Source organism: Acinetobacter sp. YH12097, from assembly GCF_013419225.1.
Lineage (GTDB): Bacteria > Pseudomonadota > Gammaproteobacteria > Pseudomonadales > Moraxellaceae > Acinetobacter > Acinetobacter amyesii.
The window spans coordinates 1-25,562 of the sequence record NZ_VPAN01000013.1; the positions used below are offsets into that span (position 1 = coordinate 1).

23 protein-coding genes and 1 riboswitch are annotated in these 25,562 nt (G+C 41.9%); of the genes, 13 read left to right on the forward strand and 10 right to left on the reverse strand.

Annotated elements, in window-relative coordinates:
• On the reverse strand, positions 1-584 hold a 584-nt coding region (gene istB, locus FTU37_RS07575; protein ID WP_180124103.1), incomplete at its 3' end, for an IS21-like element ISAba8 family helper ATPase IstB.
• Positions 584-1,603 (reverse strand): IS21-like element ISAba8 family transposase, encoded by a 1,020-nt coding sequence (istA, locus tag FTU37_RS07580; protein ID WP_075315047.1) that lies wholly within the window; start codon positions 1,601-1,603, stop codon positions 584-586. The genes istA and istB, both read right to left, overlap by 1 nt.
• Positions 1,604-1,921: 318 nt before the next feature.
• Here istA and FTU37_RS07585 point away from each other — a divergent pair, with 318 nt between their 5' ends.
• Complete coding sequence (locus FTU37_RS07585; protein ID WP_078189432.1) at positions 1,922-3,718, forward strand: ABC transporter ATP-binding protein; 1,797 nt, start codon at positions 1,922-1,924, stop codon at positions 3,716-3,718.
• Between the two features lie 57 nt (positions 3,719-3,775).
• Here FTU37_RS07585 and phoU read toward each other — a convergent pair whose 3' ends face one another.
• Positions 3,776-4,492 (reverse strand): phosphate signaling complex protein PhoU, encoded by a 717-nt coding sequence (gene phoU / locus FTU37_RS07590; protein ID WP_180088863.1) that lies wholly within the window; start codon positions 4,490-4,492, stop codon positions 3,776-3,778.
• An 83-nt stretch (positions 4,493-4,575) separates the two neighbouring features.
• Positions 4,576-5,931, reverse strand: coding sequence for a TolC family outer membrane protein (locus tag FTU37_RS07595; protein WP_180124104.1), 1,356 nt, complete (start codon positions 5,929-5,931; stop codon positions 4,576-4,578).
• A 332-nt stretch (positions 5,932-6,263) separates the two neighbouring features.
• Here FTU37_RS07595 and FTU37_RS07600 point away from each other — a divergent pair, with 332 nt between their 5' ends.
• The 7 genes from FTU37_RS07600 (at position 6,264) to FTU37_RS07630 (ending at position 12,989) form a co-directional block, all read left to right on the forward strand.
• Positions 6,264-7,232: a hypothetical protein gene (locus FTU37_RS07600; RefSeq protein ID WP_233945409.1), complete on the forward strand. Its 969-nt coding sequence runs from the start codon at positions 6,264-6,266 to the stop codon at positions 7,230-7,232.
• A gap of 102 nt (positions 7,233-7,334) precedes the next feature.
• A riboswitch (TPP riboswitch) is annotated at positions 7,335-7,461 on the forward strand.
• A 116-nt stretch (positions 7,462-7,577) separates the two neighbouring features.
• A complete protein-coding gene (gene thiC, locus FTU37_RS07605) occupies positions 7,578-9,473 on the forward strand; it encodes a phosphomethylpyrimidine synthase ThiC (protein WP_078189435.1) in 1,896 nt (631 codons plus the stop codon).
• Positions 9,474-9,549: 76 nt separating this feature from the next.
• Complete coding sequence (locus FTU37_RS07610) at positions 9,550-10,170, forward strand: NUDIX domain-containing protein (RefSeq protein WP_180039952.1); 621 nt, start codon at positions 9,550-9,552, stop codon at positions 10,168-10,170.
• A 10-nt stretch (positions 10,171-10,180) separates the two neighbouring features.
• Positions 10,181-10,984 (forward strand): 3',5'-cyclic-AMP phosphodiesterase, encoded by an 804-nt coding sequence (cpdA, locus tag FTU37_RS07615; protein ID WP_180105641.1) that lies wholly within the window; start codon positions 10,181-10,183, stop codon positions 10,982-10,984.
• A gap of 209 nt (positions 10,985-11,193) precedes the next feature.
• On the forward strand, positions 11,194-11,721 hold the full coding sequence (gene dksA / locus FTU37_RS07620) for an RNA polymerase-binding protein DksA (RefSeq protein ID WP_078189438.1): 528 nt from the start codon (positions 11,194-11,196) through the stop codon (positions 11,719-11,721).
• Between the two features lie 4 nt (positions 11,722-11,725).
• A complete protein-coding gene (gene gluQRS, locus FTU37_RS07625) occupies positions 11,726-12,643 on the forward strand; it encodes a tRNA glutamyl-Q(34) synthetase GluQRS (protein WP_373686297.1) in 918 nt (305 codons plus the stop codon).
• 85 nt (positions 12,644-12,728) lie between these two features.
• Positions 12,729-12,989, forward strand: a complete 261-nt coding sequence (locus FTU37_RS07630; RefSeq protein ID WP_180124106.1) for a zinc-ribbon domain-containing protein — start codon at positions 12,729-12,731, stop codon at positions 12,987-12,989.
• Here the strand turns inward: FTU37_RS07630 and ftsW are convergent.
• The 5 genes from ftsW to FTU37_RS07655 all read right to left on the reverse strand — a co-directional run bounded on the left by ftsW (position 12,978) and on the right by FTU37_RS07655 (position 18,115).
• Complete coding sequence (ftsW, locus tag FTU37_RS07635) at positions 12,978-14,174, reverse strand: putative lipid II flippase FtsW (protein WP_078189440.1); 1,197 nt, start codon at positions 14,172-14,174, stop codon at positions 12,978-12,980. The genes FTU37_RS07630 and ftsW overlap by 12 nt on opposite strands.
• Positions 14,175-14,195: 21 nt before the next feature.
• Positions 14,196-15,542: a UDP-N-acetylmuramoyl-L-alanine--D-glutamate ligase gene (murD, locus tag FTU37_RS07640; RefSeq protein WP_180124107.1), complete on the reverse strand. Its 1,347-nt coding sequence runs from the start codon at positions 15,540-15,542 to the stop codon at positions 14,196-14,198.
• A gap of 159 nt (positions 15,543-15,701) precedes the next feature.
• Positions 15,702-15,953 (reverse strand): DUF6587 family protein, encoded by a 252-nt coding sequence (locus FTU37_RS07645; RefSeq protein WP_180124108.1) that lies wholly within the window; start codon positions 15,951-15,953, stop codon positions 15,702-15,704.
• A gap of 36 nt (positions 15,954-15,989) precedes the next feature.
• Positions 15,990-17,855, reverse strand: a complete 1,866-nt coding sequence (gene feoB, locus FTU37_RS07650) for a ferrous iron transport protein B (protein WP_180124109.1) — start codon at positions 17,853-17,855, stop codon at positions 15,990-15,992.
• Complete coding sequence (locus tag FTU37_RS07655) at positions 17,852-18,115, reverse strand: FeoA family protein (protein ID WP_078189444.1); 264 nt, start codon at positions 18,113-18,115, stop codon at positions 17,852-17,854. Before FTU37_RS07655 ends, feoB begins: the two co-directional genes overlap by 4 nt.
• A gap of 172 nt (positions 18,116-18,287) precedes the next feature.
• Here FTU37_RS07655 and xerD point away from each other — a divergent pair, with 172 nt between their 5' ends.
• The 5 genes from xerD (at position 18,288) to FTU37_RS07680 (ending at position 24,277) form a co-directional block, all read left to right on the forward strand.
• On the forward strand, positions 18,288-19,205 hold the full coding sequence (gene xerD / locus FTU37_RS07660) for a site-specific tyrosine recombinase XerD (RefSeq protein WP_180124110.1): 918 nt from the start codon (positions 18,288-18,290) through the stop codon (positions 19,203-19,205).
• 96 nt (positions 19,206-19,301) lie between these two features.
• Complete coding sequence (locus FTU37_RS07665) at positions 19,302-20,114, forward strand: DsbC family protein (protein ID WP_180124111.1); 813 nt, start codon at positions 19,302-19,304, stop codon at positions 20,112-20,114.
• A gap of 130 nt (positions 20,115-20,244) precedes the next feature.
• Positions 20,245-21,549: a homoserine dehydrogenase gene (locus FTU37_RS07670; protein ID WP_180124112.1), complete on the forward strand. Its 1,305-nt coding sequence runs from the start codon at positions 20,245-20,247 to the stop codon at positions 21,547-21,549.
• 63 nt (positions 21,550-21,612) lie between these two features.
• Entirely contained in the window at positions 21,613-22,752 is a 1,140-nt protein-coding gene (gene thrC / locus FTU37_RS07675) for a threonine synthase (protein WP_078189447.1), read from the forward strand.
• Between the two features lie 88 nt (positions 22,753-22,840).
• Positions 22,841-24,277, forward strand: coding sequence for a hypothetical protein (locus FTU37_RS07680; protein ID WP_180022067.1), 1,437 nt, complete (start codon positions 22,841-22,843; stop codon positions 24,275-24,277).
• Positions 24,278-24,380: 103 nt separating this feature from the next.
• On the opposite strand, the gene FTU37_RS07685 is transcribed toward FTU37_RS07680, so the two are convergent.
• The gene (locus FTU37_RS07685; protein WP_180004717.1) at positions 24,381-25,430 is read right to left on the reverse strand and encodes a serine hydrolase; all 1,050 of its coding nucleotides are present in this window, start codon (positions 25,428-25,430) and stop codon (positions 24,381-24,383) included.
• Positions 25,431-25,562 lie beyond the last annotated feature (132 nt).

Below are 25,562 nucleotides of genomic sequence, written 5' to 3' on the forward strand. Positions count from 1 at the left end.
TTTTCATAACGCTTGGCAATCACGTTAAAGAACAGATTCGCTTCTTCACGTCCAAACGGTAAATAACCAATTTCATCGATAATCAGTAACTTTGGTCCCAGTACCGCACGTTGCATATAGGTTTTCAGTTTACCTTGCTGGTAGGCTGTACTTAGTTGCAGCATGAGATCGGCGGCGGTAATGAACTTGATCTTAATGTTGTTCATGATGGCCTTATAGCCTAATGCCATAGATAAGTGCGTTTTTCCTACTCCGCTAGCCCCGAGAAACACCACATTTTCTGCTCTAGTAATAAAGCTCAGATTGAACAGTTCAATCACCTGTGATTTAGGGGCCCCTAGGGCATAATTAAAATCATAGTCTTCCAGGGTTTTGACTTGAGGCAGGCCTGAGAGTTTCATCAGTACCTGCTGACTGCGCTGTTGCCTGGCAGCATATTCATGCGTCAAGATCGCTTCAACAAAGTCGGCATAACTTCCATCTTGACCTAATGTTTGTTGTGCATGATGTGACCATTGTGATGCGATGGCAGGCAGATTGAGCTTTTGGCAAAGTTGCTCTATACGGTCGTATTGCAGATTCATCATGAAACTCCCAGCAACTGGTCATATACCGATAAGGGATGCTGCAAACTCTCGTAGGGCATGACATGCTCTGCTGCTGCAACAGGTACAGTGCAGGAACCTGTATCTGATTGCGGTAATGGCGTAAATTTTTGCTGCTCCTGTTGCAGTCGAACAGCCGGTTTTTCTTGCGTGGTGGCATGAATCCGCTGATTGGCGGTTTCATGCAGCCACCGGCCAATGTGGGCATTGGCGACATCAACATCTAACAGTAAACCCGAAGTCTTCAGGCTTGCTTTCAATGGCACAATAAAGCTTGATTTGAGGTATCCATTAAAGCGTTCAACTTTGCCTTTGGTCTGTGCACGGTAGGGCTTACATACGCGAGGACGAAAGCTGTATTTCTTGGCGCAGTCGAGCAGTTTGGGATTCCATTTATGCTGCCCCTCCTGATAGGCATCCCGTTCAATCATGATCGTTTTAGCGTTATCAAACAGGATTTCTTGAGGTACTCCTGCAAAGAACTGAAATGCATTTTCTAGACCATCGATCCATGCATCGGTACGTTCATGATCATAAAATTTCACGAAAGTCGCTCTGGAATACCCTAATGTTGCGACAAAGGCTTTTAAAGTCGTGTTGTTGCGTCGAATCGTGGTGAAATCCACCTGCATTTGTTGGCCAGGTTGGGTTTCAAAACGAATGATCGGTTCCGGTTTGGCAACTGGTTTTAATGTTGCAAGATATTCCCTCAATATCCTGATCTTTCCTGGATATCCCAACCTTAAAATTTCCTGGTAGAGCACGACAGCAGGAATCCATTCAGGATGAGCTGCATTTACACGTTGGAGTAAATAGGGTTTATATGGGTCAAGGATACTTATTCTAGGCTGTATACGCTGATACTGAGGTGTGGTGTTTTGCCGTAAATATTTACGTACGGTATTTCTGGACACCCCCAGTTGACGACTAATGGCTTTAATAGATTTACCTTGTTGATGAAGTATTTGGATTGTCACTGCTTGCTCCAAAGTTAACATGTTGAGCAGTCCAAAATGACCGCTATATTAACCAAGGGGGTCAGTTTTTAAATGCCATTAGGGGGTCATTTTTACACTGCCGCTAACAACTCGGTTTGAAGTGGAATACTGTCAATCTATTTCAGGACAAGACATTCAAAATTCATCGGTTCAACTCAACACTGTTTGGCACAGCAGCGTGATGCTGATGTCGTGAGCACATTTAAAAAATATCTTAGCCGAAAAACGCTCGTCACAAATCAAAACATTGTCATTACTTGTCGCATAGAATTTTCAGTCTTAGACTAAAGCTCATATTCACAATAAAAATAATTGCTTATGAACTTGTGGCAGCTTTTCCAAAAATTACGTCCATTCGTACAGCCATACCGCTGGCTGGTGGTCGTGACGCTGATCTTGACCTTAATTGGCTCACTCACGGCACAGGTGAATGCCCTGACACTCAAATATGCCGTAGACAGCATCAATCAGCTTTTACAACAAGGCCTCGGTCTAGCCAATGGTTGGCATATATTAATCACCATCACCGTAGTCTTACTGGGAAAAGAAGTCATCAATGCCATCGTGCAATTTGGACAAAAATCGTTTGGTGAAAAGTTACGTATTTTAATTTCTCAGGATTTGTCCCAAGGCATTATTGAAAAATTTATCACCTATCGATTGGCATTCTTCGATCAACAAGACAACCAAGCAGGTAAGCTCCAAACTCGAATTGATCGGGGTGTCAGCTCGCTCACACGACTAGTTCAAATCTTTTTTATTGATATTTTACCGCTTTTTACCAGTGCGATTATTGCACTGGGCTTAATGTATTATGCCAATGTTTGGGTTGGCGTGGTGGCCACAATTATCGTGCCGATTTATTTTTGGCTGACCTTTAAACAATCACAAAAACTGGCAGGCAAACGCCGTGCCCTACGCGATAATTTTGAAAAGAAAAATCAGGGTATTCTGAGTATTATCAATTCGATAACGGTCATTAAATCTTTTAACAAAGAAGCCGTCGAATCGAAAAAGCAATTAAATCTGCAAAAGTCACTGACTGAAAACCAGATGCAGACACGGCAAACCAGTTATATCTTTGACGGACTCAAAACCTTTATTGAACAGGTCGGTGTAGTGCTGATCATCATTCTGACGGCCTATTTTGTTTTGGATGGGCAAATGAGTATCGGGATGATTATGTATCACGTGTTGTTATTTAATAATGTCTCTGCCCCGATTCGCTCGCTGCATCGTATCTATGATGAAATTAACTCTGCGATGATTTATTCAGAAAGCTTCTTTAACATCTTAGAAGCGGATCATGAAATTGAAACCAGTGGTACTGCCCAACCTCCGATTCAAGGTCAATTTGAATTGAGCAATGTCGACTTTAGTTATCCCAATGGTTTTCAGGCATTACACCGTATCAATATGACCATCCAACCAAATAAAATTACCGCCTTGGTTGGTTTATCTGGCGCTGGTAAATCGACATTAATTAGCTTACTGGATAAGTTTTATCATCCTCAAGCGGGCAATATCAAACTCGATGGCATCGATTTAGAACAGATTGATACGCAGTATTTACGTGAAAATATTGGTTTGGTTTTACAAAAAAATCATATTTTCCCAGGTTCAATTTTTGAAAATATTCGCTATGGCAAAAGTACAGCTACAGAGCAAGAAGTCTTTGATGCCGCACGGAAAGCCTCGATCCATGATCAGATCTTAAAACTGCCACATGCCTATGAAGCCGATGCTTTACTGCTCTCAGGTGGACAGCAACAGCGCATTGCCTTGGCACGTATGTTCCTAAAAAATCCGCCGATTATTTTCTTGGATGAACCGACTGCTAGTTTAGATGCGATCGCGGCTGAACAAATTAAAAATAGTCTGGATCAAATTAAGCAAGGGCGTACCGTTATCATGATTTCGCATAGTTTGTCGCAAATTATCGATGCTGATTACACCTATGTGATGAAAGACGGACAAATCGTAGAACACGGGGAGCATCATGATTTGTACCATCAAGAAGGTGCCTATAAGCAAATCTTCGATGCGATGGCGAAAAGTTTAAATATTGACAAAATTGCCCGAACTTTTGAGGAAGACGAAGAAACACATAGTTAATTTAGACCGTAAAAAGCCCATCGTTTGATGGGCTTCGTTCATCTTGATGCTAATCCATTAACGCTGAACTTTTTGCTCAATTTCTTCAACACTGGTGTGACGGACATCTAGACCTTTCACCATATAAATCACTTGTTCAGAGATATTTCGAGCATGGTCACCAATACGTTCAAGTGAACGCAGCACCCAAAGTACATTCATGACCCGAGTAATGTGGCGTGGATCTTCTATCATATACGTCATGAGGGTACGGGTTGCCGATTGGTACTCGCGGTCAATATCAGCATCGGCCAAAAGGACACGTAAAGCCTGATCTACATCCAAACGTGCAAAGGCATCAAGCGCATCATGAATCATCACGCGGACTTGGTTGCCAATATGCCGTGTTTCCATATAACCCCGCGGTGAACCACCCTCTTCACACAAGCTTTGTGCAATACGGGCAATTTTTGCCGCTTCATCACCAATCCGTTCTAAATCAGTGTTGGCTTTCGACATCGCAATCACCATGCGTAGATCAATCGCAGCAGGATGACGACGTGCCAAAATTAGGGTAAGCGCTTCATCAATTTCAGTTTCCATACGGTTCACCGTATTGTCTTGAAATTGAACATCGATCGCTATCGTTGCATCCGTATCCAATAAGGCATGAATGGCATTTGCAACCTGTTGCTCCACCAAACCACCCATGGTCATAAATTTGGTATGCACATCCTGCAATTCTTCATTGAATTGCGAAGAAATGTGATGGTTTAAAACAGGATTATTAGGCAAAGCGAGTCTCCACTACAACTTGAATCGGCAGATTTTAGTGCCATATTAAAGCATATTGATTGTGAAACTTTTATGACCATGGATTATTTCTTTAGTAGGATCGATGGCTGATTTTTCTGATCGACCAACCACGCATTCATTTCCACTAAATCAGCTTCCGTTAATTTCCCAACGGAGGCTTTGAGTTGCAGTACATGTATTAAATAATCGTACTTGGAATTTAAATAATCTTGACGGGCTGAAAAAGCATTACGCTGTGCCAGTAGCACATCAACCATAGTTTTCAGACCTTCTTGGTACTGGGCTTGTGACGCCAAAGACACTTGCGCGGAAGAATCCATCGCAGCTTTACGTGCCTGTAATTTACTTTGATCCGTTTCGACTTGCATATAAGATTTTTTTACATCGGTTTGTGCTTTTCGAATCGCTGCATCCACCTGTGCTTGGCTTTTTTCAACATTGATCGCCGCTTGCTTAATGGATTTCTGTATCCGTCCACCATTAAACACATTCCAGTTCATTTCAATCCCCACCTGATCAAATTGACCATCTTGCGACATGATGGATTGTGGACTTTGCTTGTTATACCCATAGGTACCTACCGCTTCAATCTGAGGATATAAGGCGGCTTTTTCGACACGTTTACCATCTTCCGCATATCGTTGTTGCATACGCGCTTGTAAAATACCTAGATTCTGCCCCTGAGCCAGTTCTTCCCACGCTTGTACATTGTTTGGAATCGGTTTTTCAAACTGAAAATCTTCACGTAACACCGCCAAATTTTCTCGATATGGCCCAATCAATTGCTGTAATTGTTCCTGCGCCAAAACCAATTGAACATTGGTTGCCATGCGGTTTGCCCGTGCATTTTGATATTGTGCATTGGCTTCGCTGACATCACTTTTTGCCACCAAGCCTTCTTTTAATTTGCCATTCATCATGCGCAGCTGTTCAGAAAGCGCCTGTTCTTCTTGTAGGTTGGCAACCGTTAATGCCTGTTGGCGTAGGACATTAAAATAAGCTTCAGAAACATTTAAAATATGATCTTGTTTTTGAATCCGCAGATTAATTTCACTTAAATTAATCGAGGTCTTGACTTGCTTCAGCCCTTCCCATGCATCCCAACGAAAAATGGGCTGACGGGCAGTGAGCGCAATTTGTCTTGTTGTGGTGCTGTCTGGCATGATCAGCCCTGCTTGAGCGCCACTTTGGTTGGAATTTTGATTTTTTCGGGTCACATTTCCGGAGATTGTTACCGTCGGGAGTAAGTTCCCATTGGCAATCCCCAAATTCAACTTATCTGCTTCATATTGTAGTTTATTGGCTTGCCAATTGGGGTCTTCCTGTTTTGCACGTTCATAAGCTTGCACAAGGTCTAGCGCACACGCCCATTGACTCGTGAAAAGCAAACAAAGACCCACCACAACTTTTTTGTTCATTTTTTTTGTAAATTCCTAATATTCAAATACCCGAGATTGAATATTCAAGCCTAAAACTAAGCAGATACTAATCATATCCTTACAAATTTCCGTATGATTTTTATTAATTTTTTATATCAAATGCGACAAAATCAGATAATTTCAGTCGTTTTCGGACATTACTCACAACGCTATAACAAAGAACTGTACAATAGTACACATATTGCACGTGTTTCATCTATAGAATAGTCGACATTCCATCGGACAATACCACTTCTATAGCGCATCGAGTTCCTGTGTCAAAATTTTTTCAGCTGCCTGCAAAGTTTAGTGCAATGTTTTTATGTTTCAGTATGTTGAATGGATGCCAACAACAGCCTGAACCTCAACCTGCACCAGAGTTTCCCAACAATAAGACTGTTCAAAAAGAAGCAGTCGATTTGTCTTTGCTGTGCAAAAAACTTGAAAAAAACATGCTGGAAATAGACGATCAACGAACAACTTTCGCTTTAGAACAAATCAACCAAGATCTCAAAGTCTGCTTACCGCTATTAAAAGCGGACGAACAAAAAAAATTACTGCGTTTGTCCAATCAAATGTATCGCAACTTTTTACATGTTGAACGTACAGCTCAACAGCAAATGGCGTTCGAACAATTTGCCTTTGATATGGCTCAGCATCCCACCATTCAACAAAATCATTATGAGCAGCTCACTGCCCGAGATCAGTATTTACTGAAACATAAAGGCCAAGCTTATGTGGAGTTGTTCGATGCAGGTGAAGGACAATTACGCTATCGCCGCAGTCCTGAATATTTAGCCAAAATTTTTGCGCCTTATATGGAAGAATCTGAGCAAGTCTTTATTGAAAAACTGGCTGAACAAAATGCACAACCTGCCTTGCTGCAACAAAGTTTAGCCATTGAGCCGCAAGAGATTGCGACACGTGCAATTTTTTGGGAAGACTATCTCAAACAATATCCAGATAGCCCCTACAAAAAAGATGCACAACAATTACTATATCAATATAGCCAGTTGTTATTTATTGGTTCGGCACATAGTCCAGTTTCCAATGATTTTTCAGACCGCCTCAGTATTCAAGCCAGTTCTTTAGAAGAAATTGAACGCTTGGCTCAATTAAAAAACTCCAAATTGGCAGATCAGGCGCGTTTATTTTTAAAATTATTAGATCAAAATACTGCTGCATCTAATCAGCGATCAGAAGCGCAGCTGTTGAATTTAATTGGTGTCCGCAATCCTGATCCGCATTATAAGAAAGACTGTTTTAGTGACGCCATCTGTGTAAATCAGTCCTCTACTTAGCCAATGCAAGTTCAATTGCACATGTGCCTAGCCAAAATTCTGCACTGCAAAATCGATGAAAAATAACACTGTTTTAAAACAGCCTTCATGCTAATATCCGCACAAAGCTTGACGGAGCGCAGGTAATTTCCTGCTGAGATCATCTAAATTTAGTTCGCTAAATTTAAGGATGAGTACCGTTGAACCTGATCAGGTTAATACCTGCGTAGGAATCAAGCCATCTAAAAACTTAAGCCCTTCTTATCTCTTGGTTTTACGCCTTTATTTTCAGGTGAATCCATCAGATAAACCGCCACGTTTTTGGTCGTGCTTGATTCGTTGATGTCATTCATAAGGATCATTGCAATGAACCAATTAACGAATCTCACCGCTTCAGATCGCGCTGCTCAACATGAACAAGATGCTAAAGATCTCACTCGTATTCTCCCTGCATCAAAGAAAGTCTATATCCAAGGCTCACGTCCAGATATTCGCGTACCAATGCGTGAGATCAGTCTTACAGATACGCCTACAGGTCTGGGTGGAGAAAAAAATCTGCCGATCATGGTTTATGACACCTCTGGTGCTTATACAGACCCCAATATTCAAATTGACCTGAATCAAGGTCTACCTAATGTCCGTGAATCTTGGATCGAGTCTCGAAATGATACGGAAATACTCGATACCTTAACTTCAAAATTTGGACAAGAGCGTCTTCGAGATATTCGTACTGCAGAGATTCGTTTTGCGCATATTTCAAAACCCCGTCGCGCTCGTCGTGGACACAATGTCTCTCAAATGCACTATGCCAAACAAGGCATCATCACTCCTGAAATGGAATACATTGCGATTCGTGAAAATCAGCGCCAGCGTGAAGGTGTTGATATGCGCCAACATGCCGGTCAAAATTTTGGCGCCCGTAATTTAACTGAAATCACGCCTGAATTTGTACGTCAAGAAGTGGCTGAAGGTCGTGCCATTATCCCTGCCAACATTAACCATCCTGAATGTGAACCGATGATTATTGGTCGTAACTTCTTGGTGAAAATCAATGCCAACATTGGTAACTCAGCGCTCGGCTCAAGCATCGATGAAGAAGTGGCAAAAATGACGTGGGCAACTCGTTGGGGCGCTGACACCATTATGGATTTATCGACAGGTAAAAATATCCATGAAACCCGAGAATGGATTATTCGCAACTCACCTGTACCCATTGGTACCGTACCGATTTACCAAGCTTTAGAAAAAGTTGACGGTGTCGCAGAAGACTTAACCTGGGAAATTTTCAAAGACACACTGATTGAACAAGCAGAGCAAGGTGTCGATTACTTTACGATTCACGCAGGCGTGCTGCTTCGTTATGTTCCACTCACCGCCAACCGTTTAACAGGGATTGTGTCACGTGGCGGATCCATCATGGCGCAGTGGTGCTTAGCGCATCATGAAGAAAACTTCCTGTATACGCATTTTGATGAAATCTGCGAAATCATGAAAGCCTATGATGTGTCATTCAGTTTAGGTGATGGTTTACGTCCAGGGTGTATTCAAGATGCTAACGATGAAGCTCAATTTAGTGAATTACGCACCTTAGGTGAATTGACTCACCGGGCATGGGAGCATGATGTACAAGTCATGATTGAAGGCCCAGGCCATGTACCAATGCACATGATCAAAGAAAATATGGATCTACAACTCGAGGTTTGCAAAGAAGCGCCCTTCTATACGCTTGGACCACTCACCACCGATATTGCCCCGGGCTATGACCACATTACCTCTGCGATTGGTGCGGCAATGATTGGTTGGTATGGCACCGCCATGCTGTGTTATGTGACCCCGAAAGAGCATCTTGGTCTACCAGATAAAAAAGACGTCAAAGACGGCATTATCACCTACAAAATTGCAGCCCATGCCGCAGACCTTGCCAAAGGTCATCCCGGTGCGCAGGCCCGTGATAATGCATTGTCGAAAGCACGCTTTGAATTCCGCTGGGAAGACCAATTTAATCTGAGCTTAGACCCTGATACAGCACGCAGCATGCATGATGAAACTATGCCGAAAGAAGCACATAAATCGGCCCATTTTTGTTCAATGTGTGGACCTAAATTTTGCTCGATGAAAATCACACAAAATGTGAGAGATTATGCAAAAAATCAGCAAGATATGCAGCTTTCTTCAGAATCTAATCCTGAAATTGAGACAGGTTTACAAAGCATGAAAGCGGCCTATCATGAACATGGTCAAAAGTTGTACCATAAAGTGTAAAGCTTAAAAAAAATCTTTTGTATTCAACAAAATCTCGGTTAGGATGAAATGGAAGATTTCATCCTAATTAGCGCTTATGAATATTATTAAACAGGCCACATATAACAAAAAAGATTACAGCATTGAAGGGCGTGAACATCTTTATAAAGGCTTTATTCAAGTTGAAAAAGTTCTGCTTCGACACCGCTTATTCCATCAAGACAGCATGATTCCAACCATTCAGCGTGAATTGATTCATCGTCCTGAAGCAGCAGGTGTACTGATTTATAGCCATCAACAACAAAAATTTGCCTTAATTGAACAATTCCGCATTGGGGCGATTGATGATGAAACTTCGCCATGGCAACTAGAGATCATTGCCGGCGTGCTCGATGGTGATGAATCTGCTGAAAGCTGTATCCGTCGTGAAAGTTTGGAAGAATCAGGCTGTGAATTAGATGCACTACAGCATTTATTTAGTTTTTATCCCTCTGCGGGTGCCTGTGCTGAATTATTCCACCTTTATAGTGCTGAAGCTGAACTGCCCGAACATGGAGGAGTCTTTGGCATGCCTGATGAGGGAGAAAATATTCAATTGCATATCTTAAACTATGCTGATATTCCTGAATTATTAACCAATGGTCGGCTAAAAAACGCACCTGTCATTATGGCCTTGCAATGGTTACAACAACAAATACATACTACAAGGAATGTCTAAGGGGAAGGACATGACTTTAAGGGACACACCACAATACGACTGGACACTGATCCAGATCTCGGACACACATTTAATGGATCAGGAAGATCTTGAGTTTGTCCGCATGAATCCAGAGCAGAGTTTTCACGATGTGATTCAACAAATTCAGTTGAACCATCATCACATCGATACGCTTGTCCATACTGGCGATCTTGCACAAGTGCCGGTAGAGCGCACCTATGCGCGTTATCGCGAATATATGCAACAGCAGCCGTTTCCGTTTTATCAGATTCCGGGGAACCATGACGAAGCGTCTTGCTTCCCATTTCATCAACAGGAAGATCGGGCTCACTGCATCGCATTAGGCAATTGGTGTCTGATTTTACTGAACAGTGCGGTCAAAGGAAAAGTCGATGGTTGGGTATCACAACAGCAGCTAGAACAATTAGATCAGTTGCTCACAGCACACCCACAGCAACACATCATTGTGGCATGCCACCACCACCCTTTTGCCATGCAATCGCATTGGATAGATCAGCACAAATTAAAAAATGCTGAACATCTGATGGATGTGCTTTCACGCCATGACAATGTCAAAATTGTACTGTGCGGACACGTACATCAAGACTCGTCTAATCAATGGCGCAATATTCAGTTTTTATCGACACCTTCGACCAGTGTTCAGTTCAAACCACATAGTGAAAATTTTGCCTTAGATGAAGCTTTACCAGGGTATCGTGCACTCTATCTGAATGATAATGGTGAATTTAAAACGGAAGTTGTTCGGGTCAAATTGAAACAACCTCAAATTAATGTTGAAATTTCAGGTTATTAACTTTTCAATTTGATTTTTTTGCTTTACTTTATGCCTTCTAAAGGAAAAGTGATAGTTAGAATCCAAACATCAAAGACTATCAATAAGCAGAAAAAGTCTATATGATGACGACCCCCACAGAAGGAAACTCTGTGTTGGGTGGATAAAAAACTTGCATATCACCATATTTTTTGCGTATAGATATATGCATATGATGAGGAATGCCCTATATGGCGAATGACAACCAAAATCAAGTCTTAGACGAACAAACTGATGTAGTAGACGAAAAGTCTACCAAACGCGTGCGCAAATCAAAGCCAAAGGCGACTGAAGGTGGTTCTACTGCAAGCTTATTTGGTATTGAACCTTATCAGCCTAAAAAGAATGAAGAATACATGTCTGAAGGGCAACTTGAGCATTTCCGCCACATCTTATTGGCGTGGAAAGCTGAGTTAATGTCAGAAGTAGACCGTACTTTGAATACCATGCAGGACGAAAATACTGCGCTTCCAGATGTGAACGACCGTGCAACGCAAGAAGAAGAATTTGCGATCGAACTTCGTACACGTGACCGTGAACGTAAACTGATCCGTAAAATTGAACAATCAATTGAAGCGATCAAAAATGATGACTACGGTTTCTGTGAAACGTGTGGTATCGAAATTGGTTTACGTCGCCTAGAAGCGCGCCCAACAGCGACTTTATGTATCGACTGCAAAACACTTGCAGAGATCAAAGAGAAGCAAAATAACGGTTAATTCTGTGTTGAGTAATTCCTCTCTAGCCCTCCCTTTAGATAAGGGAGGGAAAGCTGCAGAGCATTACGTGGGTCGGTTTGCGCCATCGCCAACCGGCCCTTTGCATTTTGGCTCTTTAATTACAGCAGTTGCAAGCTACTGCGATGCCCATGCCCATCAGGGGCAATGGGTGGTTCGTATCGAAGATACCGACATTCCACGTATATTTCCCGGCAGCGAAGAACACATCTTACGTTGTATTGATGCATTTCAATTCGAACCAGATGCCGAGATCATTTTCCAAAAAGACCGCCTCGAAATCTATGAGCAAGTCATTGCACATTTGCATGCCCAAGACTTGGTCTATGCTTGTCAATGCACCCGAAAAATGCTCGGTTCAAATCATATCTATCAAGGTACATGTCGCAATCTGGGCCTTCCCCTTCAGGATCAGGCCATTCGAATCAAAGTCGATGCACAGAACATTTGTTTTACCGACCGCTTACAAGGAACGCATTGCTCCAATCTGCAGCAAGATTTAGGTGACTTTGTCTTAAAACGCCGTGATGGCATTATCAATTATCAACTTGCTGTCGTGGTGGATGACTACCTACAAGGGATGACCCATGTTGTACGTGGGGCTGATCTTTTGGACAATACTGAACGTCAAATTTGGCTCGGACAGGTTTTGGGTTATCCACGCCTTGAATACATGCACTTGCCATTAGCAATGAATAATCAAGGACAAAAACTGTCAAAACAGAATATGGCTCAAACTCTTGATTTAAGCCAAGCGGCACCGTTATTACAACAAGCATTGCACGCCCTACACCAACCGGCAGTCGACTTAGACACGCCACGTATTATGCTGCAACAGGCGATTGCGCAGTGGAATATTCAATATATTCCCCATGGCACAGCATTGCCTCAAATCTATCAATAAACCCAAATGTTGATCTGAGTCAATCACTCGATATTCAATTGAATTATGCTTTAATAAAGTGATCAATCGACCGTTGGAGAGCCTAATGTTTTTTATTTTTGGAGTTGGTCCGAAAACCAAAGTCATTGAAAAGAGCCAATTTACTTGCCCTGTCTGCCGCAGCAGAACTCAGTTTGAGTTGAAACAGCAACGTAATTATTTTTCTTTATTTTTTATTCCATTGATTCCACTATCTAAAGCCAAGGCGAGCTTTGTCAAATGTCTCCATTGTGGAACGGAGATGCCGGCCAGTGTACTCCACCATGCATCTCCCGATCCGCAACGAGATACGAATTTAGAAGCTTGATTCTTCTTTACTTGGGTTCACTTCTTTGGTCGTCGCATCGATCTTTAAGATCAGACTCACCATAACCGCACAGATAATCAGAGAAGATCCCCCATAACTAATAAACGGTAAGGTCAAACCCTTGGTTGGAAGCATGCCCATGTTCATGCCGGCATTCACCAAAATTTGCAATAAGAAGATAATACTGATGCCATAAGCCAAGTAGCCTGCACGTAAGTATTGATGACGTAAAGCACGATGACCAATGCGAATACAGCAGACCAACATCACAAATGAAAGCGTCAATACGGTCAAAATCCCAAAGAAGCCAAATTCTTCACCCAATACCGCCAACATGAAGTCGGTATGTGCCTCAGGTAGATAAGACATTTTTTGAATACTATGACCTAAGCCGACACCAAACCATTCACCGCGACCAAAAGCCATTAATGCATTCGACAATTGGTAGCCTGCGCCTAATGGATCATTCCATGGATTTGAGAACGACATCAAACGTTCTAAACGGTAGGGTTCAAATAAAATCAAGAACACAAAAGCCATGATGATCGCACCAAAGGCAATTGCGAACTGAATCAACGGTGCTCCTGCGAGGAAGAATACCCCTAGCATGGTTAAGGCAATCACCACCGTCGCCCCTAAATCGGGCTCAGCCATGACCAAACCGACAGTTGCAGCCATAATCACTGCCAATCGCACCAAGCCTTTGATGTTATTACGGACTTCTTCGGCACGCCGTACCACATAGTCTGCGGTAAATATCGCCATCATGACTTTGGCGACTTCCGAAGCCTGTAAGGTGAAACCTGCGATCCGAATCCAACGCTTAGAACCATTGACTTCAGTACCCACCGCCAATACGGCAGCTAACAGGACAATGGTCACAATCCATAAAAAGAAGGTGTTGTTAAACCAGACATTTAACGGCACTTTATAGGCGATATACGCAGCCATGGCGGCAGCGGCAATCGAAATCCCGTGTCGTGAAATGTAATGGAAGGCATTTTCATGCATACGCTCTGCATAAGGCATCGACGCAGATGCCACCATGATCGAACCAATACACAACAATGCCAAAACACAGAACATTAAAACATTGCGTACGTTGACCTCAGCAGGTAACCGAGGAATCCAACGCTCTACAACTTCATTTATTCTATTTATGGTCGTCTGAGCTAACCCAGCCATACAACTTTCCTTATCGTTCTTTTAAACGAGTGCATTCACACAATCAACAAATTGGTGTCCACGCTCACTGTAGCCTTTAAACATATCAAAACTTGCGCACGCTGGAGACAATAACACCACATCATTGGCTACCGCATTTTGTTGGCACAGCTCAACCGCTTGTTTCAAACTTTCAGCATGAATCAGCGTGGTTGTCCCTTCAATCGCTTTTTCAATAATTGGACGATCTTCACCAATCAACACCGCAACTTTGGCATATTTTGAAAGTGAATCACGCAGCGCAGTAAAGTCCTGCCCTTTGCCTTGACCACCTAAAATAATCGCCACTTTACCGCCTTTGGCTTCAATCGCGGCACCTAGACCATCAATCGCAGCTAAAGTCGCACCAATATTGGTACCTTTAGAATCGTTATAATAACGAACACCATGCACTTCTTTGACAAATTCACAGCGGTGCTCTAAGCCTTTAAAGGTTTTCAAGGTTTTCAACATGCCTTCGAGTGGCAAACCAATCGCTTCACCCAAAGCCAAACATGCCAAGGCATTTGCCACATTATGGGTGCCTTGAATATACATGTCTGCACTTTTCAGTAAACGCTCACGACCACGTGCCAACCAAATTGTGCCATCAGTATCGCGTAAAATACCGAACTGATTCATATCTGGTGCATTTAGGCCAAAGCTTTGTATTGGGGTGACATCTGGAACCAATGGACGTGTTAATGAGTCATCACGGTTATACACCACTTTTTTCACCGCTTGGAAAATACGATGCTTCGCCGTGTGATAGCCCATCATATCGCCATGACGGTCCAAATGGTCTTCACTCATGTTCAACACCACTGCCACTTCTGCTGCCAAGTTCGACGTGGTTTCTAATTGAAAACTTGAAAGCTCTAAAACATAAAGCTCAGGATCATCTTTGGTGAGATCCAAAGCTGGACGACCTAAGTTGCCACCCACTGCCACTTTTTTGCCTGCATCTGCTGCCATAAGACCAAATAAAGTCGTTACAGTACTTTTCGCATTCGAACCTGTAATCGCGACAATTGGCTTATCCGTCGCACGACGTAAAATTTGAATTTCTGAAACCACTGGAATGTTGGCTGCAATGGCCGCCTGAATTTGCGATAATTTTGGATCTAGCCCCGGGCTGATAATAATTTCTTCTGCTTGGAGTAATAAATCTTGATCCAACTGACCAAAACTGGTTTGTACATCACTTGGAATTTGATCATGACCCGGTGGGACTGCTCGTGAATCGGTGACTGCAACGCGGTAGCCATGGCTATGTAAGAAATTCACTGCGGAAACACCAGAAATCCCTAATCCGGCAACAACCTTCAATCCACCACGCTGTATTAACATTTTCGCCCCATTTTTTGGTCGGTTTTTAAATCTGACAAAATGTTAGCACTTTGCTGTTTTGAATGCTTTTTATGTTTTCACTTTCTCGCAGTTTTTTTGTGTCCGCTCGTAAAAAAACCGCCCATTTCAGGCGGTTTCTTCAAGCAACTGACGGCGAGCTTATTTCCATTTCACCGCTTGTACTTCAGCTTTTTTTGCAGATGGATTATCCGAAGCTGAACATCCACAACCACCTGCACAGCCTGCTGCCATTTTTGGTTTTAACCATTTGGCTAGACTGTTCCAACCACGGTTTTCACAATGCGCAGATAAAGTTGTGAAGACTGAGTTCGATGTTTTTGGAAATACCTTCTTAAACACCACGACAGCACTCCAAATCACCAATACTGCAATAATTATTGATTCAAGCATGTCTCTCTCCTTTGTTCAGCTTTTGCCATTCACAATTCACGATCCAAAATAGCGCGTTGCAATTTGATAAGTGATGAATGCCATTAAATAAGCCAAACCAAATAAATAGATGGTCATGAAACTCACCGTTTTCAAGGAGCCAGTTTCACGTTTAACTGTCGCCAATGTCGCCAAGCAATGTGGCGCATAAATAAACCACACCAATAATGATAAACCGGTTGCCAATGACCAACCCAATGACCCATCACTACTAATTAAATTTGCCAGACCTTGAGACATGGCATCGTCATCTGTTGCAGACAAGGCATACACCGTACCCAATGCTGCCACAACGACTTCACGTGCCGCCATCGCTGGAATTAAGGCAATACAGATCTGCCAGTTAAAACCTAATGGTGCAAAAATCGGTTGTAGGACATGCCCAAGCATACCTGCCAATGAATAATCAATATCCGGCAAGGTTGCGCCTTCTGGCGGTTGCGGGAAGGTACACAAGAACCATAACAAAATCGATAAAGCGAAGATGATGCCACCAACACGTTTCAAGAAGATCTTGGCACGGTCCAGTAAACCAATCCAAACACTCTTAATATCTGGGAAACGGTAGCTTGGAAGTTCCATCAATAAGGCATGCTGCGATTTATCTTTTTGGAAGAATTTCAGTACTGTTGCCACAATTAAGGCACTCACAATCCCGGCTGCATATAATGCAAATAACACCAAGCCTTGTAAGTTAAAGACGCCCCAGACCATTTGCTCTGGAATAAATGCCGAGATCAGTAAAGCATAAACCGGTAAACGTGCCGAACACGTCATCAACGGTGCAACTAAAATCGTTACCAGACGATCTCGAGGATCTTGAATACTCCGAGTTGCCATAATGCCTGGTACAGCACAGGCAAAGCTCGATAGCAAAGGAATAAAAGCGCGACCACTCAGACCCGCTTTAAACATCAGCTTATCAAGTAAGAACGCTGCACGTGGTAAATAACCTGATTCTTCTAAAACCAAAATAAAGAAGAATAAAATTAAAATCTGCGGCAAGAACACCACCACGCCGCCTGCACCCGCAATGATCCCATCAACCACCAAGCTGTTCAGTAGTGGATGTGAAATATGTTCACCGACCAATTCACCGAACCAACCGAAGAAGGTTTCAATACCATCCATAAACGGCGCAGCCCACGCAAACACCGCTTGGAAAATAATAAACATCATCACCGCTAAGGTAATTAAACCAAAGACTGGATGTAGAAAAATTTTATCGAGAAAGTCTGAGCGTTTATCTTCATGATCAACAAACACCACCACGTCTTTTAAAATTTGTTCAATTTTTTCGTGGTTAGTCCCAGAAAGATTGGTATCACTTAATGACGCATCTGGTTTTCTGAAACCTTCAGCATCCAAAGCACCCATTAAGTTTTCAATACCCGCATTACGTACAGCAACGGTTTCTACAACAGGCACACCCAAACGCTGAGACAGCTTTTGGGTATTGATTTGCATGCCACGACGGCGTGCTTCATCCATCATGTTGAGGACAAGTAAAATTGGACGACCCAAATCGATCATTTCCATGACCAAACCGAGGTGCAATTTCAAGTTTGTCGCATCAACTACACATAAAAAGACATCTTGATGGCCTTCTTCTGCAATTTTACCTTGCACGACATCACGCGTAATAGCTTCATCAGGACTCGTCGCTTCTAAGCTATATGTCCCCGGCAAATCCAAAACTCGAACAGATTTACCCGATGGCAAAGTAAATTGACCAACTTTACGCTCAACCGTTACCCCAGCATAGTTCGCAACTTTCTGACGTGTGCCCGTTAAATGATTGAATAATGAAGTTTTACCACAGTTTGGATTACCAACGAGGGCAATACATAACGCATCACTCATGCTGATGCCCCTTCCATTGCTATTTCCACTTTTTCAGCTTCTACTTTTCGCAGTGCGAAACGAGTAAACCCAACTTGAATTAAAATCGGGTCACCACCAAAAATACCTTTGGTAATCACCTGTACTTTTGTTCCGGGAACAAAACCCAAAGTCTCTAAACGGCTAGCGACTAAATCAGCCGGAGCATTGTTGCCATTCTGGTTACGATGTACCTTATGAATGACTGCGCTTTGTTTCACTTTCAAATCAGATAATCGCACGCAACTAACCCTAAAAAATTTTGAACATTATACAAACAAATGAGAATAATTAACAAATCGGATTCGATTTCAATTCTCATTTAGCAATCTAGCATCGACACGACTATTTTTTTAAATTACATTGCATTAAACCATTGTGATTTCTTGGTTTAATTTCAAAAATGAGCGGCACATGTTAAATAAAAAACCACGAATCCCGACCCCAGTCCAAATTCCAGAAACACTCAGTTTTTTACACGGATATCGTGATGATTTAATTGCTCAAACCGTCAGTCCACACACTCGAAATGCATATTTATCTGATTTAATTCAATGCAGTGAGTGTCATACGCATATCATGACAGATTGGAGTAGTGACGACATTTCAGATGTCTTGCTCAGCCTGACTAAACAAGGAAAAAGCCCTCGCTCGATCGCCCGCTCACTTTCTGCACTGCGTTCATTTTTCAAGTTCTTGCGCGAACAAAAAATACGCAGCGACAATCCTGTTGCAATTCATAAAACACCCAAATTGGGTCGTGCCCTACCAAAGGATTTATCTGAAGCAGATGTCGAAGCACTGATTAATGCCCCAGACCTTAGCACCGCTTTGGGTCTACGTGATCGTGCCATGCTCGAAGTGCTGTATGCCTGTGGTTTACGGGTCTCTGAGTTATTAAATTTAAGATTAGAACTGATCAATCTGAAACAAGGCTATTTACGGATTACCGGTAAAGGCAATAAAGAGCGCTTAGTCCCATTAGGACAAATGGCGGTGGAATGGATCGAGAAATATTTAGCTGAAGCACGTCCCGTCTTATACAAAAGCGCAACCGATGCTTTATTTCTCACTCAACTCGGTGGAATGATGAGTCGCCAAAACTTTTGGTACGCGATTAAACGCTATGCGCTCATTGCAGGTATTCAAGCCGAATTATCACCACATACCTTGCGTCATGCCTTTGCCACGCATTTACTCAACCACGGTGCCGACTTACGTGTCGTGCAGATGCTGCTCGGCCACAGTGACTTGTCTACCACGCAAATTTATACCCATGTCGCGCAAGTTCGTATGCAAAAATTACATGCAGACTATCATCCAAGAGCTTAACGGCAGGAAATATCAGACCAAGAAGTTCTATCGTGCCCGATATTTTTTGCTATGCTTACTCACCTGTTTGATAAAGCTAAAAGAAAAGGGTTGTTTATGTTATTTACCCGTTCAAAAATTTTTCTCGCATCGACACTTGTTGCCAGTATGGCGTTAGTGGCTTGTTCTAATTCAAATAATGACGAAAAGAAAGACGCGACATTAACGGCAAGTACACCTGCAACTGGTGAAGCTTCGAATTTATCTGAACGTAATGCTCAGCAGCGTTTAATTGATACTTTGCAATCCAATTTGCAAAAAGCCAATATCAATGCCAAAGTCACTGGGGTGAAAGCGACTGAAGTTCCTAATTTGTTTTGGGTGAGTTTTGAAGGCATGCATGCAGTGTATGCTACAGCTGATGGTAAATACATTTTCCAAGGCGACGTGGTTCGTTTGGGTGAAAAACAACTCTTTAATGTAGGCGATACGCTACAAGCAGACGCCAACAAAAAACTATTTGATCAATTAAAAACCGAAGACTTACTAATCTATAAAGCCAAAGGTAAAACCAAACACGTGGTTTATGTGTTTACCGATGTCAGCTGTCCTTATTGCCATAAGTTACATGAACAAATGGATGATATTAATGCCCGTGGCATTGAAGTCCGTTACATCGCTTGGCCACGTGGTGAACAACACATGCCAATGATGGAAACTATCTGGTGTAGCAAAGACCGTCGTGCCGCATTTGATAAAGCCATTGCCGGTGAGCAAATCGAGCCAGCATCATGTAAAAACCCAGTGCGCAGCATGTATGAAATGGGTCTAAATATTGGTGTGAATGGTACGCCAGCGATCTATAACGCAGAAGGCAAACACATCGGTGCTTACATGTCGGCTTCCGAACTTGAAAGTGCGCTTAAATAACTAATTTTTATAGGCTAAATGAATGTTTTTTATGGGTGGGAATAAAGTGATTTCTACCCTAGAGTCCGAACGTTTTTTTAGCTATGATCTAAACTCACTTAAAGCAATGATGAAATAAATGGAGTGTGACGTGAAACCAGTTCGTCTGGCAATCCTCGGTCTTGGTACTGTGGGTGGTGGTGCCCTTAAACTACTAAAAGAAAATGCTGCTGAGATTAAACGTCGCACCGGTCGTGAAATTGAAATTACCCATGTGGGTACGCGTCGCCCTCGTCCTGATTTAGAACTACCTGCTTCAGTGAAGCAAAGTGCTGATTTATTAGATATCGTCCGTCAACCCGATGTAGACGTTGTGGTTGAAGTTATGGGCGGCATTCACCCTGCGTATGAAGTAATTCGTGAAGCAATCGTTCATGGCAAACAAGTGGTTACAGCCAACAAAGCTTTATTAGCTGAACACGGCAATGAATTATTTAAATTGGCCGATGATCATCACGTTCAGATTGCTTATGAAGCAGCTGTCGCAGGCGGTATCCCAATTATTAAAGTCCTCCGTGAAGGTTTGGCAGCCAATAAAATTGACTGGCTTGCAGGTATTATTAACGGTACAGGTAACTTTATCCTGACTGAAATGCGTGAAAAAGGTCGTGCCTTTGCAGACGTTCTCAAAGAAGCGCAAGAACTCGGTTATGCCGAAGCAGATCCAACTTTCGACGTCGAAGGAATCGATGCAGCGCACAAGTTAACATTGCTGGCTTCTATTGCTTTTGGTATCCCACTCCAGTTTGACAAAGTCTTCACTGAAGGCATCAGCAAAGTCACTGCGCAAGATGTCAAATATGCAGAAGACCTTGGTTTCCGTATTAAACATTTAGGTATTGCACGTCGTGCTGCAACGGGTATTGAGCTTCGTGTTCATCCAACGCTGATCCCTGAAGACCAACTGATTGCCAATGTAAATGGCGTTAAAAATGCTGTATTGGTTCAAGCCAATGCCGTTGGTCCAACGCTTTACTATGGCGCAGGCGCAGGTGCAGACCCGACAGCATCAGCCGTGGTTGCTGACGTTGTTGATATTGTCCGTGACATCTCATATACCGAAGATGGCGCTGGTACAATTCCACAGCTTGCTTTTGAAGCACTGACCGATTTACCAATTCTTCCACGTGAAGAAATGACCACAGGATACTACATCCGTATTAATGCCGAAGATCAAACTGGCGTTCTTGCTGATGTCACTACGATTTTAAGCCGTGCAGGAATCAGCATCGATGCGATCATGCAACAGCCGCGCTTAAAAGACCTTATTCCTATCGTGATTCTGACTGATCCAGTTAAAGAATCTAAAATGGATGAAGCCCTTCAACAAATTCAAGCATTGCCTGTCATTCATGGCGAAATTGTACGAATTCGTTTAGAATCGCTTGATAATTAATCGGGTCGAGGGGAATATTTTCAGTTCCTCTCGCCAAGCTCTACACACAATTGGAACATCATCATGTCTAATGCCAATCGTTATACTGGTTTAGTTGACCGCTATCGCGACCGTTTACCCGTATCTGCAACTACTCGCGCAATTTCTTTGGGCGAAGGTAATACGCCACTGATTAAGCTTGAGAATATTCCACGCATTATTGGCAAAAATGTTGAAATTTATGTGAAGTACGAGGGCTTAAACCCGACTGGTTCATTTAAAGACCGTGGTATGACCATGGCCGTAACAAAAGCAGTGGAAGCAGGCTCAAAAGCGATTATCTGTGCCTCTACAGGTAACACATCTGCTGCCGCAGCGGCTTATGCTGCACGTGCAGGTATTAAAGCATTCGTGTTAATCCCAGAAGGCAAAATTGCCATGGGTAAAATGGCACAAGCGATGATGTATGGCGCGGTAACGATGCAAATCCACGGTAACTTCGATGACGGTATGCGTCTTGTAAAAGAAGTTGCGGATCAAGCACCAGTTACGATTGTAAACTCAATCAACCCATACCGTCTGCAAGGTCAAAAAACCATTGCTTACGAAATCGTTGACGAATTAGGTCGTGCACCAGACTACCACTGCCTACCTGTAGGTAATGCGGGTAACATCACAGCACATTGGATGGGTTATACCGAAGCTGTGGCGAATCAGCCTAAAGAAGAATTTGTACAAGTAGTTTATGATCCTGAAACTGATCAATTCACAGGTCCAAAACCTGCGGGTCTACCAACAATGGTGGGTTACCAAGCTGCTGGCGCGGCACCATTCCTACGCGGCGCACCTGTAGAAAACCCTGAAACAGTAGCAACTGCAATCCGTATCGGTAACCCACAAAGCTGGAACCATGCTAAAGCAGTAGTCCGCGATTCAGAAGGTTGGTTTGACGAACTTCAAGATGCTGAAATCTTAGAAGCACAGCGTCTACTGTCTATGTACGAAGGTGTATTCGTAGAACCTGCTTCTGCAGCGTCTATCGGTGGCGCGATTCGTGACATCAAAGCAGGTAAAATTGCTGAAGGTTCTGTGATCGTATGTACTGTGACAGGTAACGGTTTAAAAGATCCTGACACTGCCATCAAGCAATGCCAAGATGCCGTAATGTTGTCGATTGATGCAACTATGGATCAAGTTCGCGATTCAATTCTGTCAAATATGTAATTCATATGCTGACTAAATAAAAAAGCCCTGCTCTTGCAGGGCTTTTTTTAAATTTAAGAAATTTTTATATAAATATTAGGGGGAAATTATGCTTTTATACCAAACAATTTTTAATGTTGATTCGCAAAGCAAAACTTTAGATGACTTAAAAAATATATGCTGCGACTGGATTCATCAAAGTAAAAATTCTAAAATAAAAATCCATGATCTACAATTTTCTGCGTATGATGACTTTAATTTGTTATCTAACAATCAATCTGAGAAAATCATTACTAATTATGTAGCTTATGACAATACAGAAAGTTTTTACTTTGAATATCAAAAAGATTTACAAAAAGCTGATCATTGGATAACTATTATTTCTGTTGAAAAAACAGGTACTAATTTTAAAATAGGAATAAAGCTAAAAACCATTAGCACAAATCCAAAGCCCAACAATAAGACAATAAAAAAACCGCTAATTATCAGTAGATTAATTGATGATCTAGGTGCCGCATTTGATGGTGAATTTCTAATCGATCAAATTAATTGGTTAGACCACTCATCATATTGGATTGAAACTGTTGCTAAATTTATGCTTGGTGAATTCAATGGACACCTTCCGTGCGTATATCTTAGCCAGCCTCTTAGTTTTAATGAAGAACAAATTGTAGACTTACAAAAAGAATTATTTGGTCTGGCCCATATCTTTATTGAGCCCAAAGAAAACTATGAATTTTTTTCTAATCAATTACGTCAAGCTTCTTTAAGCAAAAATGCATATCAGAGCTCTATAGGTATTTACTGGAAACAAGGAATTAGTAGAAAACTTTTCTTGAAGCCTAATCAAAATAACGAAGAATTAATCGAGGAATTAAAAAAGTTAGTACGAAGTTCCTTGCTAATGCAAAAATTCCCTAAAAATTTGACTCGACACTTTATTCTTGAGAAAAAATTTCGTGCACAAATTGATTTTTTAAAACAAAAAGAGCTTAAAGACCCTAAAGATTATGAAGAGTTAATTAAATTATATGAAGAAGAGATAGATGCTAAAAATAGAAAAATTACAGAATTAGAAAATGCTTCTGTTCAATATGACTATCAAGAATTTCGTATTGCCAACAATCCTGATGAAGACAAAACTTTCATACAAATACCTTTTAATACAGCTGAATATTTCAAAAATGAAATTGAGTACAAAGTCTATAATTTGATTCTAGATCTCAATTTAGAACAACTTGGACTAAACGAAAGAAATAAGGAAATTATTGAAAATTTGAGAGAAAATATAAAAAATCATGAAGCCTATAAAGGCTATTTGGAACATCTTGAACAGCTTAAAACTTGTTTATCAGATTTTAAAGGAGTCACCCCTAGGTTACGTAAAATATTAATTAACTTCAATATTGAATTAAGTGAAGAAGGTAAACATGTAAAAGCTAACTTTAAGTTAGACACTAGATATCCACAAACTTTTGCTAAAACTCCAAGTGATGGTCGAGCAGGAAAGAACATCTATAGAGATTTTAAAAAAATAATAACTTAAAAAAAGCCCTGCTCTTGCAGGGCTTTTTATATCTTACATTCACTTCAGCATTTAAACGTTGAGTAAATCCAAATACTGAAAGAATGAAAAATCTGAAATCTTATTAAATACGTTTTGGTAACTGGCTCGCCCAATTCATTAGACGTGTCGCATCATTGGTTCGTGCAACTGAAGAATCTGCACCCAATAACACCACCACCGCTGGACGGTTATTCAGTGTGGTATGCATCACAACACAGCGCCCTGCTTCATTAATAAATCCAGTTTTTGAAATATTAATATTCCAACCGCCATTACGTACTAAGGCATTGGTATTGTTTGATTTCAACACGCGGTAGCCCAAATTAAAGTCATAACTTGGTGTGGTTGAAAATTGGCGAATCAAACCATACTGCGAAGCGGTATTCACCAAAATCCCCAAGTCACGTGCCGAAGCGACATTACCAGGGTGCAAGCCTGTCGATTCCATATAATGAGTCGAGTTCATCCCCAATGAGCGTGCTTTCGCATTCATCGCTGAAATAAATGCAGAACGACCACCTGGATAAGTACGTGCTAATGCCGAAGCCGCTGGATTTTCAGACTTCATTAAAGCAAACAGCAAAGCTTCTGCGCGGTTCATACTGTCGCCAGCACGAAGTGTTGAACTTGAGCTTTTACAACCTGAACATGAGAAATCAGACTGTTGTAAGGTAATCTTTTCAGACATGTTTAATCGGGCATCTGAAATCACTACTGCTGTCATGAGTTTGGTAATTGATGCAATCGGTAAAGCGGTATTGCTATTTTTGCTATATAGCACTTCACCAGTTTGACCATCCATAACCAGTGCTGCACGCGCATTTACAGAAGGCTGACCTGCGTATTGATTGGTATCAATAATACGGACCGTTTTCGATGGTGCTGTCTGTACCACACCGCCTGTACTACGTACAGAAGTAGTCACTTTAGTTGACCCTTGAGGAGATGGCTCTTCAGCGCTATAAGACACGTCACCGTTGAGTAACTGGTTTGCATCTTCAGATGACCAGCTAATATTTGACTGCTGATTTGCAGCACTATTCATCACAATTTCAGCAGAACTGAAACTGCTCATACTGAATAAAATTGACATGCCCAAAACGTGCATGAAGGATTTATTTAATTTTTTCACCATTGCTCACTCAACTCAGGATACTAAACATTTGCGCAAGACCAGCAATATGCCGTACATTGGTCACAACTACGAACATTTTTTGCTCACACATTGTGTATGAAGTTTTTCATTTCATATAAGAATAGGATT